At 66.3% G+C, this 16492-nt stretch carries 13 protein-coding genes; 6 read left to right on the top strand and 7 right to left on the bottom strand.

The features are described 5' to 3' along the window. Positions 1 to 79 precede the first annotated feature (79 nt). The 4 genes from ACQY78_RS10200 to ACQY78_RS10185 form a co-directional block, all read right to left on the bottom strand. The gene (locus tag ACQY78_RS10200) at positions 80 to 1246 is read right to left on the bottom strand and encodes an acyl-CoA dehydrogenase family protein (RefSeq protein ID WP_428685221.1); all 1167 of its coding nucleotides are present in this window, start codon (positions 1244 to 1246) and stop codon (positions 80 to 82) included. Positions 1247 to 1277: 31 nt separating this feature from the next. Next, entirely contained in the window at positions 1278 to 2072 is a 795-nt protein-coding gene (gene pcaD, locus ACQY78_RS10195) for a 3-oxoadipate enol-lactonase (RefSeq protein WP_428685219.1), read from the bottom strand. A gap of 104 nt (positions 2073 to 2176) precedes the next feature. Next, positions 2177 to 2947, bottom strand: a complete 771-nt coding sequence (locus ACQY78_RS10190) for an SDR family oxidoreductase (RefSeq protein ID WP_304853707.1) — start codon at positions 2945 to 2947, stop codon at positions 2177 to 2179. Further along, positions 2944 to 3870, bottom strand: a complete 927-nt coding sequence (locus ACQY78_RS10185) for a DMT family transporter (protein ID WP_428685216.1) — start codon at positions 3868 to 3870, stop codon at positions 2944 to 2946. Before ACQY78_RS10185 ends, ACQY78_RS10190 begins: the two co-directional genes overlap by 4 nt. Positions 3871 to 3990: 120 nt before the next feature. On the opposite strand from ACQY78_RS10185, the gene ACQY78_RS10180 reads away from it, so the two are divergent. Both ACQY78_RS10180 and ACQY78_RS10175 read left to right on the top strand, forming a co-directional pair. Continuing rightward, positions 3991 to 5928: a primary-amine oxidase gene (locus ACQY78_RS10180; RefSeq protein WP_428685215.1), complete on the top strand. Its 1938-nt coding sequence runs from the start codon at positions 3991 to 3993 to the stop codon at positions 5926 to 5928. Between the two features lie 25 nt (positions 5929 to 5953). Then, positions 5954 to 6562 (top strand): VOC family protein, encoded by a 609-nt coding sequence (locus ACQY78_RS10175; protein WP_428685213.1) that lies wholly within the window; start codon positions 5954 to 5956, stop codon positions 6560 to 6562. Here ACQY78_RS10175 and ACQY78_RS10170 read toward each other — a convergent pair. The 3 genes from ACQY78_RS10170 to oxlT form a co-directional block, all read right to left on the bottom strand. Continuing rightward, positions 6559 to 6927 carry a YidH family protein gene (locus ACQY78_RS10170; RefSeq protein ID WP_428685211.1) on the bottom strand — a complete coding sequence of 123 codons (369 nt, stop codon included), beginning with the start codon at positions 6925 to 6927 and terminating at the stop codon, positions 6559 to 6561. The genes ACQY78_RS10175 and ACQY78_RS10170 overlap by 4 nt on opposite strands. Positions 6928 to 7015: 88 nt before the next feature. Continuing rightward, the gene (locus ACQY78_RS10165) at positions 7016 to 8239 is read right to left on the bottom strand and encodes an acyl-CoA dehydrogenase family protein (protein ID WP_428685209.1); all 1224 of its coding nucleotides are present in this window, start codon (positions 8237 to 8239) and stop codon (positions 7016 to 7018) included. A 112-nt stretch (positions 8240 to 8351) separates the two neighbouring features. Next, the gene (gene oxlT, locus ACQY78_RS10160) at positions 8352 to 9620 is read right to left on the bottom strand and encodes an oxalate/formate MFS antiporter (RefSeq protein WP_428685207.1); all 1269 of its coding nucleotides are present in this window, start codon (positions 9618 to 9620) and stop codon (positions 8352 to 8354) included. A gap of 42 nt (positions 9621 to 9662) precedes the next feature. On the opposite strand from oxlT, the gene ACQY78_RS10155 reads away from it, so the two are divergent. From ACQY78_RS10155 to ACQY78_RS10140, 4 genes are all read left to right on the top strand, one after another. Then, the gene (locus ACQY78_RS10155) at positions 9663 to 11561 is read left to right on the top strand and encodes an AMP-binding protein (RefSeq protein WP_428686352.1); all 1899 of its coding nucleotides are present in this window, start codon (positions 9663 to 9665) and stop codon (positions 11559 to 11561) included. A gap of 39 nt (positions 11562 to 11600) precedes the next feature. After that, positions 11601 to 14375 carry a phosphoenolpyruvate carboxylase gene (gene ppc / locus ACQY78_RS10150; RefSeq protein WP_428685205.1) on the top strand — a complete coding sequence of 925 codons (2775 nt, stop codon included), beginning with the start codon at positions 11601 to 11603 and terminating at the stop codon, positions 14373 to 14375. A gap of 64 nt (positions 14376 to 14439) precedes the next feature. After that, entirely contained in the window at positions 14440 to 15318 is an 879-nt protein-coding gene (locus ACQY78_RS10145; RefSeq protein ID WP_428685204.1) for an SDR family NAD(P)-dependent oxidoreductase, read from the top strand. Next, positions 15315 to 16475, top strand: a complete 1161-nt coding sequence (locus tag ACQY78_RS10140) for a DSD1 family PLP-dependent enzyme (protein WP_428685202.1) — start codon at positions 15315 to 15317, stop codon at positions 16473 to 16475. Before ACQY78_RS10145 ends, ACQY78_RS10140 begins: the two co-directional genes overlap by 4 nt. Positions 16476 to 16492: the final 17 nt, after the last annotated feature.

Genomic DNA, 16492 nt, shown 5'->3' with positions numbered 1-16492 from the left:
CAAGGGGTTGCGGATACAAACGATACAATCGTCTGCAGACGCCCTCTTTTTGCCCCAATCGGCCGCCTTAGCCCCGTTTTCAGTAGCTCTTCGGCAGTCCCAGCACGCGTTCCGCGACATAGCAGAGGATGAGCTGTTCGCTCACCGGGGCGATGCGGGCGATCATGACCTCGCGCAGGAAGCGCTCGACGTGGAACTCCTTGGCGTAGCCGTAGCCGCCATGGGTCAGGATCGCGCGCTCGCAGGCGTCGTAAGCCGAGCGGGCGCCGAGATACTTGGCCGAATTGGCCTCGGCGCCGCATTCCTTGCCGTTGTCGTACAGCCAGGCCGCCTTGAAGGTCAACAGGTTGGCGGCCTCGAGCTGCATCCAGCTCTCGGCCAGCGGATGCTGGATCGCCTGGTTCTTGCCGATCGGCCGGCCGAACACGACCCGCTCCTTGGCGTACTGCGTCGCCTTGGCGAGAGCGACCTTGCCGATGCCGATCGCCTCGGCCGCGATCAGGATGCGCTCGGGATTGAGACCGTGCAGCAGGTAGTGGAAGCCCTTGCCCTCTTCGCCGATGCGGTCCTCGAGCGGCACCTTCAGCCCGTCGATGAACACCTGGTTGGTGTCGATCGCCTTGCGGCCCATCTTCTCGATCTCGCGCACCTCGATCTTGCTGCGGTCGAAGTCGGTGTAGAAGAGCGACAGCCCGTCGGTTGGCCGCTTGCACTTCTCCTTCGGCGTGGTGCGGGCGATCAGCAGCATCTTGTCGGCGACCTGCGCCGTCGTGGTCCAGGTCTTCTTGCCGTGGACGACATAGCCGTTGCCGTCACGCTCCGCCTTGGTCTCGAGCGCCGTGGTGTTGAGGCCGGCATCGGGCTCGGTGACCGCGAAACAGCCCTTCACCTTTCCCTTGATGATGTCGGGCAGGATGCGCTTCTTCTGCTCCTCGGTGCCGAACACGACGATCGGGTTGGGGCCGAACACGTTGAGATGGATCGCCGAGGCGCCCTGCAGGGCGGCGCCCGACTCGGCCACCGCCTGCATCATGATCGAGGCCTCGGTGATGCCGAGGCCCGAGCCGCCATATTCCTCCGGCATCGCGATGCCCAGCCACCCCGCGTCGGCCATCGTGCGGTAGAAGTCCTCAGGGAAGCCGCCGTCCTTGTCCTTCTTCAGCCAGTATTTGTCGTCGAACCCGGCGCAGAGTTTGGCGACACTGTCCTTGATGGCGAGCTGGTCTTCGGAAAAGGCGAAATCCATGGTGGGTCCTTGCGCGCAACGGCGGCGCTGATTAGCGGTTGAGGCCGAGGAAGCTCATCATGAGCCGGTTGAACGGCTCGGGCCGCTCGACGTTGGGCAGATGGCGGGCCTTGGCGATGTCCTCGTAGCGCGCGCCGGGGATTTTCGAGGCGATCAGCTTGTTGCGATCGGGCGGCGTCGCCGGATCGTCGTCGCCGCAGATCACCAGGGTCGGGATCTTGATGGTCGGCAGCCGGTCGAGATAGTCGAAGTTCTGGATGGCCGCGGCGCAGCCCAGGAAGCCCAGGTCCGACGTGCCGCAGATGGTCGAGTGGATCTCCTTCCAGCGCGTCGGATTGGCTTCCCTGAACTCCGAGGTGAACCACCGCTCCATGTTGCCGTCGGCCAGCGCCTTCACGCCATTCTCGCGAACGGCCGCCTTGCGCTGGTCCCACAGGCCCGCCGAATCGTCGGGCGAGGAGGGGTGGGTGTCGCACAAGGTCAGCGAGTGCAGGCGCTCCGGATAAGCGAGGGCAAAGCCCTGGCCGATCATGCCGCCGATCGACAGGCCGATATAGTGGACCTTCCAGATGCCCAGCACGTCGAGCGCACCTTTCACGTCGCCCGCCAGCTCGTCCATCGTGTAGTCGCCCTCGACCGGCTGGCTGCCGCCATGCCCGCGCATGTCGAGGCGCAGCACGCGATAACCGGCGGCCAGAAGTGGCACCAGCTGCTCGGTCCACATGCCGCCATCGGCGGCCAGCGAATGCGTGAAGCAGACCGCCGGCGCATTCTGCGGCCCGGCCAAGTCAAAGTAGATCTTACGTCCGTCGAGATTGAGCAGCATTTGAACCCCTTGTCATTCTGAGCGCAGCGAAGGATCTCACGCCAACCACGGTTGCCGTCTGGCCGCCATGTGAGGTCCTTCGCATTGCTCAGGACGACACTTAATCACATCGCCGAGATGCCGCCGTCGATGATCACTTCCGAGCCGGTCATGAAGCTCGATTCATCGGAGGCGAGGAAGACGATCGCCCAGCCCACTTCCTCGGGCCGGCCGAGGCGACCGATCGGGACCTGCTTGCCGAGCTTCTGCTGCATCAGGTCCTGGCCGAAGCGGTCGCGATACTTGTCTAGGATCGGCGTGTCGATGAAGGTCGGGTGCACCGAGTTGCAGCGGATGTTGTAGCCCGACTTTGCACAGTGCAGCGCCACCGACTTGCTGAGCAAGCGGACGCCGGCCTTGGCCGAGTTGTAGGCCGCCATGTTGGCACCGGCGATGATGCCGGAGATCGACGAGATGTTGATCACCGAGCCACCGAGGCGGGCCGTGTGCTTCTTGATCTCGGCGACGCCGTGCTTGCAGCCCAGGAACACGCCGTCGAGATCGATCGCGTGGACCTTGCGCCATTCCTCGAGCGTGATCTCCTCAACCGTCTTGCTGAGGCCGATGCCGGCCGAATTCAGCAGCACGTGGATGGCGCCGAATTTGTCGACGGTTTCCTGGATCGCGGCCTTCCAGTTGTCCTCGCTGGTGACGTCGAGCTTCACAAAGTGGCCGGCCGAGCCCAGCCGGTCGGCGACGGCCTTGCCGCGATCGACCGCGACGTCGGCCACCACGACGCGCGCGCCTTCCTTGGCCATGAGTTCGGCGGCATTGGCGCCGAGGCCCGAGGCACCGCCGGTGATGAGCGCAACCTTGCCGGCCAGACGATCCGTCATTTCTTCTTTCCTCCCGCGGCGGCCCCCGCTCTTGCCTCGCGGTGGGCGATGTATGTCGTGGACGCCACGATGATCGCCGCGCCCACGAAGGTCCAGATGTCCGAGGTCTTGCCCCAGACCGCAACGTCCATCAAGGCGGCCCAGACGATGCCGAGGAAGGTGATGGACTGCAGGGCGGAAATGTCGAGCAGGCGGTACGCCCAGGTGATGAAGAAATAGCCCATCGTCCCGAAGAAGCCGGCCGCCAGGAACAGCAGGAGCTGGTCGAGGGTCGGCGTCTGCCAGAACCACAGGCCGAGCGGCGTGAAGCAGATCGCGCCGATCACGCTCTGCCACAGCACGACGACGGCGGGCTTGTCGCGGCCCGACACGACCTTGGCCACGAGGTTGGAGCCGGCGATCAGCGGCACGGCGCAGAGCATCATGATGATGCCGGGGTTCACGGTGACGAGTCCCGGCCTGACGATGATCAGCATGCCTGCGAAGCCGATGCCGACCGCCAGCCAGCGCCGCCAGTGCACCGTCTCGCGCAGGAAGATCACGGCGCCCAGGGTGACGAAGATCGGGCCGGTGAAGCCCAGCGCCGCCATGGTGGCGAGCGGCAGCCAGACCACGGCCTCGTACCACAGCGCATAGCCCGAGGTATGGAAGAGGCCGCGGAAGCAGTGGAGCTTCAGGTCCTGCGTCTTCATGCCGGCGAGGCCGGCGCGCCAGAAGAGATAGGGCGCGATCAGCGCCACGCCCGCCACCCAGCGGCCCCAGGCGACATAGAGCGGCGGCATCTCGCTCGCCAGCTCCTTCACCGAGGCATTCAGGAAGTTGAAGAAGAGGCCCGACAGCACGGCGAGGAAGAAGCCGCGCGCCGTGCGTGACGGAATCAGGCGCGACAGGCTGTCAGTGGTATCGATGGCGGGAGCGGACATGTGCCTGCAGAGGAGGCTGAGACACGCTCAGGGTCAAGGCACTGCTTTTGCAGGTCAGCCTCTCGGCGAGTCTTGCGCTCCGCAATCGTCACCGTGACAATGCCGTCGAGGGGGAAAACCATGCCCGATGCCATCGCCGAGACTCCGACGCACGCGGCGCCGCGCCATCCGCTCGATCCACTGAGCCCCGACGAGATCCGCCGAGCGTCGATGGCGGTGCGAACGGTACACGATCTCGGGCCTGGCATGATGTTCGAGACGGTGAGCCTGCAAGAACCCGAGAAGAGCGTCGTGAGTGACTTCCGGGCGGGAGCGTCGTTCCCGCGCGAGGCGTTCGTTTGCGCTTTCGACCGCACCAACGGCCAGGTCTGGGAGGCCCGCGTGGACCTCGTCGCCGATAAGGTCGTGGACTGGCGGCATGTTCCCGGCGTCCGGCCGCGCATCCTGTTCGACGACATAGCGCTGGTCGGAGAGGTGGCGCGGGCCGATCCACGCTTCCGCGAGGCGCTGGCCCGTCGCGGCATCACCGACATCGAAAACGTCCAGGTCGACCCCTGGTCTGCCGGCAACTACGGGCTGCCGGATGAAGAGGGCCGGCGGCTCTCGCATACTTTCTGCTGGTACCGGAGCGAGAAGAACGACAACGGCTATGCCCATCCCATCGAGGGCCTATGTGCCGTCGTCGATCTCGACCGTGCCGAGGTGCTGCGCGTCGACGACTACGGCGTGGCCGACGTCCCGAGGCTCGATCGCAACTATGCCGCCCGCTATCGAAGCGTCTTTCGCGATGACGTGAAGCCGCTGGAAATCGTCCAGCCGGCGGGCCCGAGCTTCGTCGTCGAGGGCAACGAGGTACGCTGGCAGAAATGGCGCTTCCGCGTCGGCTTCAATGCCCGCGAAGGACTGGTGCTGCATGCGATCGGCTACGAGGACGAGGGACGGCTGCGGTCAGTGCTGCACCGGGCCGCGTTGTCCGAGATGGTCGTGCCCTACGGACACCCCGGCGGCGGGCATTTTCGCAAGAATGCCTTCGATGTCGGCGAGTACGGCATCGGCGTGCTGGCCAATTCCCTGACGCTGGGCTGCGACTGTCTCGGCGCCATCCGATACTTGGACGCCTGGCTGGCCGACAGCAAGGGCGATCCCTACTGCATCGAGAGCGCGGTTTGTCTGCACGAGGAGGATTTCGGCATCCTGTGGAAGCATACCGACCTGTTCACGGGCGAGGTCGACGTGAGGCGCGCCCGGCGGCTGGTCGTGTCGTCGATCTCGACCATTGGCAACTACGAGTACGGCTCGTTCTGGTACTTTCACCAGGACGGCTCGATCCACTTCGAGATGAAGGCGACCGGTATCATGAACACCGCCGGCCTGCGGCCCGGCGAAGCGCCGGACTATGGGACGATCGTGTCGCCGGGCGTCTATGCCCACTACCATCAGCACGTCTTCAACATGCGCCTCGACGTGGCGGTCGACGGCGAGCGCAACCGCGTCGTCGAGGTCGACACCGTGGCGTTGCCCATGGACGCCGACAATCCTTACGGCAATGCCTTCACCACGCGCGCGACGGTCCTGGCAACCGAACTGAGCGCGCAGCGCAACGTCGACTTCAACGCCGCGCGCTTCTGGAAGATCGAGAGTGCGGAGGCCCGCAATCGGCTGGGCCAGCCCACCGCCTACAAGTTGCTGCCGTTGAGCCCGATCCCCACCTTCTCACATCCCCAGTCGATGGTGACCCGGCGCGCGGCCTTCATGACCCGGCAACTCTGGGTCACCGCCTACCATCCCGACGAGATCTACGCGGCCGGCCGCTACCCCAACCAGAGCAGCGGCGGCGACGGGTTGCCCGCCTGGACGGCCTCGGATCGCCCGCTGGTCGATACCGATGTCGTGATCTGGCACAGTTTCGGTCTGCACCATATTCCGCGTCCCGAGGATTTTCCGGTCCAGCCCGTGATCACCGCCGGTTTCGCCCTTCATCCCACCGGATTCTTCAGTGAAAATCCGGCGCTCGATGTCCCGCCCTCCGCCAGCAGCATGAGCTGCTGCGTCGACTGACGCGCCCTCGAACGAGGAGATTACCATGGATACCTTGATCGACACCGCATCGCGCCGCCGGAGCCTGTCGGACAAGCCGGCCACGCCGATCCTGTTCGCCCACTTCGTGCTGCGCTCGTCGAACGTGCAGCCGATGATCGACTGGTATTCGGCGGTTCTCAACATGCACGTCGTCCAGCGCACCGAGTACATCTGCTTTCTGACCTATGACGACGAACATCATCGGCTGGGCATCGTGAACCTCGCAGGACTGAAGGCGCCCGATGCGCAGACCTCGGGACTGGCCCATGTCGCCTATACGTTCGGCGACATCGGCGCGCTGCTCTCGACCTATCGACGCGTCAGGGCGCTGGGGATCGAGCCGTCGCGCTGCATCCATCACGGGCCGACCGTGTCGATCTACTATCGCGATCCCGACGGTAACGGCGTCGAACTGCAGGTCGACCGTTACGTGACCAAGGAGGCGACGGCCGCCTATTTCCAGACCGAGGCCTTCAGGAAGAACCCGATCGGTATCGCCTTCGATCCCGAAGCGCTGGTGAAAGCCTACGAGGCCGGCGCGCCGGAGAGCGAGTTGCTCGACATGCCCGACGGTCCGCCAGCCGCGCCGCAATCGGCGCCGGGCAAGGGCTAGAACAACCAGAGCAGCGTCGAGCCGCCGATCAGGCCGATCGCGATGGCCGTGCCGACCATGACCTTGACGGACGGGCGATAGGTCTCGTCGTCGATCGTCTTGCCGACATGAAGGTAGTGCCAGGTCGAACCGGCCAGCATGACGATGCCGAGCATGACCAGCCCGATCCCGAGCTTCTCGACATGGCGGTTGGCGAGATCGCGCACCTGCGGCACGATCTGGTGCATTTCCATCAGGAACAGCGCGAAGCGGTTGATGGCGACACCCAGCGTCATCACCGCGATCGACGTCCGGATCCAGGCGAGGAACGTGCGTTCGTTGGCCAGATGATCGGTGACGTGCCGGCTCTTCTTCGGACTGTCCACGGTGTGTGTCTCCTGCATCTGGCGCCGGCTCCAAAGAAAAAGGCGCGATCCCGGGGGATCGCGCCTCGTTCCGTCCCGGTAACGGGGCTCAGTTGTACTTGGCGATCTCGAGACGGCCAACCTGGTCGCGATGGACCTCGTCCGGACCGTCGGCCAGGCGCAGGGTGCGCTGGTGGGCGTACATGCTGGCCAGCTTGAACACCTGGCTGACGCCGCCGGCGCCATGCAGCTGCAGGCAGCGGTCGACGACCTTCGAGGTGATGTTCGGCACCGCCACCTTGATCATCGCGATCTGCTGGCGGGCTTCCTTGTTGCCGAACTTGTCCATCGCCCAGGCGGCCTTGAGGACCAGCAGGCGGGCCATGTCGATTTCCATGCGCATGTCGGCGACATGGGCCTTGGTGACGCCCATCTCGGAGATCTTCTGGCCGAACGCCGTGCGGCTCTTGGCACGCTTGATCGCCATCTCGAGCGCCCGCTCGGCGACGCCGATGGCGCGCATGCAGTGATGGATGCGGCCCGGTCCGAGGCGGCCCTGGGCGATCTCGAAGCCGCGGCCCTCGCCGAGGAGGATGGCCGACTTCGGCACGCGAACATTGTCGTAGACCACTTCGGCATGGCCGTGCGGCGCGTCGTCATAGCCGAACACGTGCAGCATCTTCACGATCTTGATGCCCGGGGCGTCGCGCGGCACGACGATCATCGACTGCTGGCGGTAGGCCGGCGCGCTGGGATCGCTCTTGCCCATCAGGATGATGACCTTGCAGCGCGGGTCGCCCATGCCCGACGACCACCACTTGCGGCCGTTGATGACATAGTCGTTGCCGTCGGACTCGATGCGGCACTCGACGTTGCGCGCGTCGGACGAGGCGACCGCCGGCTCGGTCATGGCGAAGCAGGAGCGGATATCGCCGTTGAGCAGCGGCTTCAGCCACTTCTCCTTGTGCTCTGCCGTGCCGTAGCGGGCGAACACTTCCATGTTGCCGGTGTCCGGCGCCGAGCAGTTGACCGCCTCGGAGGCGATCGACGAGCGGCCGAGCACTTCGCAGATCGGGGCGTATTCGAGGTTGCTGAGGCCCATCGTGCCGTGCGTGTCGCCGGTCTCGCGGTCGGCCGGCAGGAACATGTTCCACAGGCCGCGCTTCTTGGCCTCGGCCTTGCACTCCTCGATGATCGGCGGGAGCTGCCAGCGATCCTTGGCGGTCTCCATCTGCTCTTCGTAGACGGGCTCGGCCGGATAGATGACCTCGTCCATGAATTTGTTGAGCTTCTCGAGCAGCGCCTTGCTGCGATCCGAGTATTCGAAATCCATCGCTCTCTCCCTTTGTGCTGCGGCGGACTCTGGCCGAAAACCGCTACAATGTGAACGGGCATTCAGGTCGCACGCCGGTTTCGACTCGCGGTCGGCGGTCGCGGCTGGGAAGCTAGACCTCGCCGGGCCGGGGCTGCGCCGGCAGCCGCAGCGGCTTCAGGACGGCCAGGGCCAGGAAGGCGGCGAGCAGATTGAAGAGCGCGGCGGCCAGAAAGACGTCGTGCCAGCTTCCGGTCTCGACCACCCAGAAGCTCGCCAGTGGGATCAGCAGCGAGGCCACGCCCTTGGCCGTATAGAGCAGGGCTGCGTTGGTGGTCGCGTATTTCGTGCCGAACGTGTCGGTGCAGATGGTCGGAAACAGGCTCGCCGTCTCGCCCCAGGCAAAGAACGCCAGGCCGCCCAGGATCACGAACAGCAGCGGATCGTGGCCGTAGACCCAGAGCGCCCAGATGCCGGCGCCCTCCAGCAGGAAGGCGATGAACAGGGTGTTCTCACGGCCGATCTGGTCGGACGCCCAGCCGCAGAGCGGCCGGGTCACGCCATTCATGACGCGGTCGAGGGTGATGGCGAAGGTGAGCGCAGGCAGGGTGAGGCCGAGCAGGTTGACCGGCACGTCCGCAACCTTGAAGTCGCGCGCGATGGGCGCGATCTGCGCCGTCGCCATGAGGCCACCCGAGTAGACCAGGATGAACATGAAGTAGAGCAGCCAGAAAATCCGGGACCGCAGCACCTCCATCGGGCCGAAATCGCGCGCGGTCTGGAGCAGGCGAGGGGCTGGCGCGACCGACGCGCCATGGGGCGGCGCCCGCAGGGCCCAGGCCGTGACGACCACAATCAGGCCCTGGACCAGGCCGAACCACAGGAAGGCCGTCTGGTAGCCGTGCGTGGCGATCGTGTCCTGGATCGGGATGATGCTGAGCGCCGAGCCCGCGCCGAAACCGGCGACCGTGAAGCCGACCGCCAGGCCGCGGCGGTCGGGAAACCACCGGACGGCATTGCCGACGCAGGTCCCGTAAACCGCGCCGGCGCCGATCCCGCCCAGCGCCGCGCCGACATAGAGCAGGAGCAGCGAATCGGCCACCGAGTTGAGTGTCCAGGCCGCGGCGACCAGCACGCCGCCGGCCGCCACGACGTATTTCGGACCGAACCGGTCGACGATCCAGCCCTCGAAGGGCACCAACCATGTTTCGGCGATGACGAAAATGGCGAAGGCGGTCTGGATGCTGCCGAGACTCCAGCCGTACTTGTCATGGAGGGGGTGGACGAACAGCGTCCAGCCATATTGCAGGTTGGCGACTGCGACCATGCAGAGAAGTCCGGCGCACAATTGCAGCCAGCGGCCTGCCGGCGATGCTGGCACCGACGAATTGCTGGGCGACACTGGCCAAACGCTCCCTTGCCGATGGGCGGTTCCCGTCCCTAAATCGCGTCGACAGAACAGGCGCCGGGGAGAACGTCGTTGGACAGTGTAATGCAAGTTCCGTTCAAGCCCATCGAATTCCTGAGCCGCGACATCAATGTCGAGCGGCGTGACGACGGCACCGTCGTGCTGCAGTCGAACCACCAGTTGAAGCCCTATGCGCCCCACGTGCCGGCACTGCTTGCCAAATGGGCGGCCGAGGTGCCGGACCGGCTGTGGCTGGCGCAGCGCCGCGGACCGGCGCGCGAGTGGCTGAAGGTCACCTATGGCGAGGCCAAGCGTCAGGTCGATTCGGTCACGCAGGCGCTGCTCGACCGCGGCTTCGGCCCCGACAGGCCGGTGATGATCCTGTCGTCGAACTCCATCGAGTTCGCGCTGCTGACCATGGCCGCCATGCAGGCGCGCGCGCCGGTCGCGCCGGTCTCGCCGGCCTATTCGGTGATGAGCCAGGACCACGCCAAGCTGAAATACGTCTTCGAGCTGATCAAGCCCGGCCTGGTCTTCGTGCAGAATGGCGAGATCTACGCGCGCGCGCTGGCGGCGCTCGACCTCGAAGGTGTGGTGCTGGTCCATGTCGACAAGCCGCCGCCCAAGATGCAGTCGCTGCCGTGGACGGAGCTGGTGGCCACGAAAGCAACAGATGCGGTCGCCAAGTCCATCGCTGACATCGGGCCGAAGACGGTCGGCAAATTCCTGTTCACCTCCGGCAGTACCGGCATGCCGAAGGCGGTTATCAACACGCAGGAAATGATGTGCGCCAACGTCGCCATGATGAGCATGGCGCGGGTGCGCAAGGCGAGCGACGTGGCGCCGGTCATGCTCGACTGGCTGCCGTGGAACCACACGATGGGCGGCAACGCCACCTTCCAGGGCAACCTGAACGAGGGCGGCACGACCTACATCGACGACGGCAAGCCGCTGCCCGGCCTGTTCGAGGAGACGCTGCGCAACCTGCGCGAGGTCTCGCCGACATCGTTCTCCAACGTGCCTGCGGGCTACGCGATGCTGGCTACGGCACTGGAGAAGGACGACGCCCTGGCGCTGCGCTTCTTCGCCAACATCAGCGTGCTCTCCTATGGCGGCGCGACCCTGCCCGGCGATCTCTACGAACGTATGGAGGCGCTGGCGGTCAAGCACACCGGCTATCGCATTCCCTTCGTCACCGGCTGGGGCGCCACGGAGACGGCCCCGACGGCGACCAGCGTGCACTGGGCGTCGGAGCGCGTCGGCCTGGTGGGGCTTCCCTATCCGGGCGTGCAGCTGAAGATGGTGCCGACCGGCGCGGCGGGGCGCTACGAGCTGCGGGTGAAGAGCGTGATCGTGACGCCGGGCTACTACAAGCAGCCGGAGCTCACGGCCCAGATGTTCGACGAGGAGGGTTTCTACAGGATCGGCGATGCCGGCCGCTTCGTCGATCCCGGGGATGCGAGCCAGGGCATCATCTTCGACGGACGCGTCGTCGAGGATTTCAAGCTGACCAGCGGCACCTTCGTGCTGGTCGGCACCCTGCGCACGACGGCCATCGCCGCCGCCTCGCCGGTGCTGCAGGACGCCGTGGTCTGCGGCCAGGACCGCGAGTATGTCGGCCTACTGGGCTTCCCCAACGTCGCGGCCTGCCGCCAGCTCGCCGGCGACGCTGGCGCCCAGTTCCCGCTGCCCGAGCTTCTGGCCCATCCCGCCGTCGTCGGCACGCTGAAGGAAGGCCTCGCGAAAATGAACGCCGAAGGTCGCGGCTCGTCGATGCGGGTAAAGCGCGTCCTGCTGATGACCGAGCCGCCGCAGGTCGACGGCCAGGAGATCACCGACAAGGGCTATATCAATCAGCGCGCCACGCTGGACCGCCGCAAGGCGCTGGTCGAGAAACTCTATGCCGGCGGCGAGGGCGTCATCGAAGTGGCCTAGACCGTGCTTGGGTCTCGGGACAGGAGTGAAGGGCAGTCCATGGACCAGATCGAAACGTCCAATCGGGAAGCGGCCAAGAAGGACGTGCCGCTGCGCTACGACACGAGGCTCCTCGGGCGCATTCTCGGCGAGACGGTGCGCGACCAGGAAGGTGACGCCGTGTTCGACCTGGTCGAGCACATCCGCCGCACCGGGGTGCTGTTCCATCGTGACGCCGACGAGGCGGCGCGGCAGGAACTGCAGGCCACGATGAGCAGCCTGCCGATGGATCGCGCCCTTCGCATCATCCGCGCCTTCGGGCACTTCTCGCATCTGGCCAACATCGCCGAAGACCAGCACCACATCCGCCGCACGCGGGCCCTCGCCATCGCCAAGGCGCCGCCGGCGCAGGGCACGATGGCCTATGCGCTCGGCCGCGCCGTGAAGGCTGGAGTTTCCCGCGAGCGGCTGCAGGGCTTCTTCGCCCGCGCGCTGTGCAGTGCCGTCCTGACGGCGCATCCGACCGAGATCCGGCGCAAGAGTTCGATCGACCGCGAGATGGAGATCGCGCGGCTGCTCGACGAGCGCGACCGGGTCGAGTTCACGCCGGAGGAGCTTCGGGCCAACCGCCAGACGCTGCGCCGCGCCGTGCTCACTTTGTGGCAGACCAGCATCCTGCGCGACACGCGCCTTCGGGTGATCGACGAGGTCGCCAACGGGCTCGCCTATTACGACCATACGTTCCTGCGCGCGCTGCCGATCTTCTACGCCGATCTCGAAGACCGGCTCGGGAGCATCGAAGCGGCCTGGCAGGACATCGACGTGCCGTCCTTCCTGCGCATGGGCAGCTGGATCGGCGGCGACCGCGACGGCAATCCCTACGTCACCGCGGATGTCACGCGCCAGACGCTCACCCTGCAGAGCCAGCGGGCGCTGCGCTTCTATCTCGAAGAACTGCACCGGCTGGGCAGCGAACTGTCGCTCGACGGCCGCATCGTGCACGTCTCGGAAGGATTGCGCGGACTGGTCGAGAGCTCGGCCGATCGCGCGCCAGAGCGCAAGGATGAGCCCTACCGCCGCGCCATCGTCGGCATCTATGCGCGGCTGGCCGCGACCGCGTGGTCGCTCGACAGGCTGGAGCCGCCGCAACCGCCGGTCGGCCCGGCGCCCGCCTACGAGACGGTGCAGGATCTGAAAGCGGACCTCGACACGCTCTACCGGTCGCTGGCGGAGAACGGCTCGGCGGACCTGGCGCGCGGCCGCCTGCGCTCGCTGCGACGCGCCGTGGATGTCTTCGGCTTCCATCTGGCGTCGCTCGACCTGCGCCAGAATTCCGACGTGCATGCCCGCGTTGTGGCCGAACTCGTGGCGGCAACCGGGGCCGGCATCGACTATGCCTCGCTCGACGAGGAGGGGCGCGTCGATTTTCTGGTCGCCGAACTCGGCAACATGCGGCCGCTCGCCTCGCCCTATCTCTCCTATGGCGACGAAGCGGCGGCGGAAGTGGACTTGGTGCGCGTGGCGGCCGATGCGCATCGGCGCTACGGCCGCGCCGCCATGCCCAACTACGTGATCTCCAAGGCCGACAGCGTCTCCGACATCCTCGAAGTGGCCGTGCTGCTCAAGGAAGGCGGATTGCTCGATCCGCGCGAGGGCCGGCTGGATGTCGACATCGTGCCGCTGTTCGAGACCATCGGCGACCTGCAGCGCTGCGGGCGGATCATGGACGAGCTTCTCGCCCTGCCGGCCTACCGCCGCCTGCTCGCCTCGCGCGGTGACACCCAGGAAGTGATGCTGGGCTACTCCGACAGCAACAAGGACGGCGGCTATCTCACCTCGACCTGGGAGCTTTACAAGGCGGAGCTTGCCCTGATCGAGACCTTCAAGCGCCATCAGGTCGGGCTGCGCCTGTTCCACGGTCGTGGCGGCTCGGTGGGCCGCGGCGGCGGGCCGAGCTATGAGGCGATCCTGGCGCAGCCGCCCGGCGCCGTGCAGGGCGCCATCCGCATCACCGAACAGGGCGAAGTGATCGCCGGCAAGTATTCCAATGCCGAGGTCGGACGGCGCAATCTCGAAACCCTGGCCGCCGCCACCCTGGAGGCCTCGCTCCTCGACGCCGACCGGCCGCCGCCGCCCGCCGACTATCTCGCCGTCATGGAGGAGCTGTCGGCGCACGCCTTCCGCGCCTATCGCGACTTGGTCTACGAGACGGAGGGCTTCGACCGGTACTTCCGCGAATCCACCGTGCTCGAGGAGATCGCCTCGCTGAACATCGGCAGCCGGCCGGCCTCGCGCTCGAAGAAGCAGGGCATCGAGGATCTGCGCGCGATTCCCTGGGTGTTCAGCTGGGCGCAGTGTCGCCTGATGCTGCCGGGCTGGTACGGGTTCGGCGCCGCGATCGAGGCCTGGACCGCCGCGCGGCCGGCCGACGGCGTAGCGATGCTGCAGGAGATGCACGACAACTGGCCGTTTTTCCGCACCATCCTGTCGAACATGGACATGGTGCTGGCCAAGAGCGACATCGCCATCGCCTCGCGCTATTCAGAGCTGGTGACCGATGAGGCGCTGCGCGAGCGGGTTTTCGCCCGCGTGAAACAGGAATGGCAGGCGTCGATCGATGCGGTCTGCGCCATCACGCGGCAGAAGACGTTGCTGGAACTCAACCCGCTGCTGGCGCGCTCGATCCGCAATCGCTTCCCCTATATCGACCCGCTGAACCACGTGCAGATCGAACTGCTCCGACGCCACCGCGCCGGCGATCCCGATCCTACGGTGGTGCAGGGCATCCACCTCAGCATCAACGGCATCGCGGCCGGTCTGCGCAATAGTGGCTAGGGAAATGCTAGACTTGCCTCGCGATGCCAGCGACACCACCATGGCATCGGAGGAGCTGAACAGCATGAATCGACTGGCGGGCAAGGTGGCCATCGTCACGGGGGGCGCGAGCGGCATGGGCCGTGCGACCGTGATGCGCTTTCTTGCCGAAGGCGCAAAGGTGCTGGTCGCCGACCTCAACGAGGCCAATGGCGCGGAGACGCTGGCCGTCGCCAGGGCGCAGGGCTTCGGCGACAGCGTCGGCTTCGTGCGCTGCGACGTTTCGAAGGAGACCGATGTCGCCGCAATGGTCGCCGAGGCCAAAGGCCGTTTCGGGCGGCTCGACATCGCCTTTCTCAATGCCGGCGTCGGCGGCGCCTTCGGGCCGATCGCCGAAACGAGCGTCGAGGACTGGGATTATACGTTCGCGGTGCTGACGCGTTCGGTGTTTCTCGGCATGAAGCATGCTTCGCTGGCGATGAAGGAACAGGGAAACGGCGGCGTGATCCTGGTGACCGCCTCGATCGCCGGCATGGTCGGCGGCGGCGGCAGTCATGCCTATTCGGCGGCGAAGGCGGCCTGCATCAGCCTGATCGAGAACGTGGCGGCCGAGCTGGGGCCCGATCGCATCCGCGTGGTCGGCATCGCGCCCGGCGTCATCTCGACGCCGCTGGTCCATCGCGGCCGGCCCGACAAGTACGAGAAGCAATTCGCCCAGCAGCCCTGGCCCGACCGCGGCGAGCCCGAGCATATCGCCGACGTGGCGACTTTCCTTGCCTCCGACGAGGCACGTTTCATCACCGGCGAGACGGTGAAGGTGGATGGCGGCCTGCTGGCCCTGGGCGTTGCGCTCTGGGGCACCGGCTCTGACAACACCTTCATGAAGAGCGCCGGCGTCAACCGCGGCACGACCGGCGAAGCCATGGTCGTCCGCACCTTGCAAACCGAAGGACTGAAGAAATGACCAGCGAAGCCCCCAGTGAAGCCCGGCGCCTGCACGGGCATCTCATCGGACAGCAGGGCTCGCGCGGCTCGCTCAACACGCCGGCCCTGGTGCTCGACCTCGACATGCTCGACCGCAACATCGCGGAGATGGCGAACTTCGCCAAGGCGCATAACGTGAAGCTGCGGCCGCATTCCAAGACCCACAAGTCGGCCGATATCGCGCGCCGCCAGATGGAAGCGGGGGCGCTCGGCGTCTGCTGCGCCAAGCTCGGTGAAGCAGAGGCGCTGGGCGAAGCCGGCATCCAGAGCCTGCACATCACCTCGCCGGTGGTGACGCCGCAGGCGATCCAGCGGCTCGTCGAACTCAATGCGAAGGTCTCCGACCTGATGCTGGTGGTCGATCATCCTGCCAATGCCGAGGCGCTGGCGGCGGCGGCCGCAAAGGCCGGCAAGCCGCTCACCGTGATCGTCGACATCGATCCGGGCATCCACCGCACCGGCACGGCCTCGCCGGAGGCCACGGTCGAGCTGGTGCAGAAGGTCGCCAACTTCAGGTCGCTCGCCTATGCCGGCGTCCAGTTCTACTGCGGAAGCCACCAGCACATCGTCGACTTCAAGGAGCGCACCGCCCAGATCAAGGAGCGCACGGAATACCTCCAGGGCATCCTGGCGAAGCTGGAAGAGGCGGGCCTGAAGCCGGGCATCGTCACCGGCTCGGGCACCGGCACGCATTACATCGACGCCAAGCTCGGTGTCTTCACCGAGCTGCAGGTCGGCTCCTACGTGTTCATGGACCACGACTACAACGTCTGCGACCTGCGCGGCCTCGACAAGCCGACCTTCGAGCAGGCGCTGCAGATCGATTCGCGCGCGGTCAGCGCCAACACGCCGGGCATGGTGACGGTCGATGCCGGGCTGAAGGCAATGGCCACCGAGAAGGGCCCGCCGGTGATCCTGAAGGGCGCCGTCGAAGGCGCCACGACCCGCTTCATGGGCGACGAGCATCTCGCGGTGATCGCGCCAAAGGGCCAGCCGGCGCCCAAGCTGGGCGACCAGGTCGTGCTGACGCCGCCGCACTGCGACCCGACCGTGAACCTCTACGAGAGCTACCACGTGGTGAAAGGCGATACGCTGGTCGAGATCTGGCCGGTCACCGCGCGCGGCCGGTCGCGCTGAGAGACAAAGGTCCCTCG

The organism is Reyranella sp. (assembly GCF_965279625.1).
In the GTDB taxonomy this organism is placed as follows: Bacteria; Pseudomonadota; Alphaproteobacteria; order Reyranellales; family Reyranellaceae; genus Reyranella.
The sequence above is the reverse complement of the archived record's forward strand: the minus strand, read 5'-3'. Positions and strand labels throughout refer to the sequence as shown.

Excerpts from the sequence above, each read along its gene's own strand:
- ACQY78_RS10190 (WP_304853707.1), bottom strand. The coding sequence starts at position 2,947 with ATGACGGATCGTCTGGCCGGCAAGGTTGCGCTCATCACCGGCGGTGCC.
- ACQY78_RS10140 (WP_428685202.1), top strand. The coding sequence starts at position 15,315 with ATGACCAGCGAAGCCCCCAGTGAAGCCCGGCGCCTGCACGGGCATCTC.
- ACQY78_RS10180 (WP_428685215.1), top strand. The coding sequence starts at position 3,991 with ATGCCCGATGCCATCGCCGAGACTCCGACGCACGCGGCGCCGCGCCAT.
- ACQY78_RS10200 (WP_428685221.1), bottom strand. The coding sequence starts at position 1,246 with ATGGATTTCGCCTTTTCCGAAGACCAGCTCGCCATCAAGGACAGTGTC.
- pcaD (WP_428685219.1), bottom strand. The coding sequence starts at position 2,072 with ATGCTGCTCAATCTCGACGGACGTAAGATCTACTTTGACTTGGCCGGG.
- ppc (WP_428685205.1), top strand. The coding sequence starts at position 11,601 with ATGGACCAGATCGAAACGTCCAATCGGGAAGCGGCCAAGAAGGACGTG.
- ACQY78_RS10145 (WP_428685204.1), top strand. The coding sequence starts at position 14,440 with ATGAATCGACTGGCGGGCAAGGTGGCCATCGTCACGGGGGGCGCGAGC.
- ACQY78_RS10165 (WP_428685209.1), bottom strand. The coding sequence starts at position 8,239 with ATGGATTTCGAATACTCGGATCGCAGCAAGGCGCTGCTCGAGAAGCTC.
- ACQY78_RS10185 (WP_428685216.1), bottom strand. The coding sequence starts at position 3,870 with ATGTCCGCTCCCGCCATCGATACCACTGACAGCCTGTCGCGCCTGATT.
- ACQY78_RS10175 (WP_428685213.1), top strand. The coding sequence starts at position 5,954 with ATGGATACCTTGATCGACACCGCATCGCGCCGCCGGAGCCTGTCGGAC.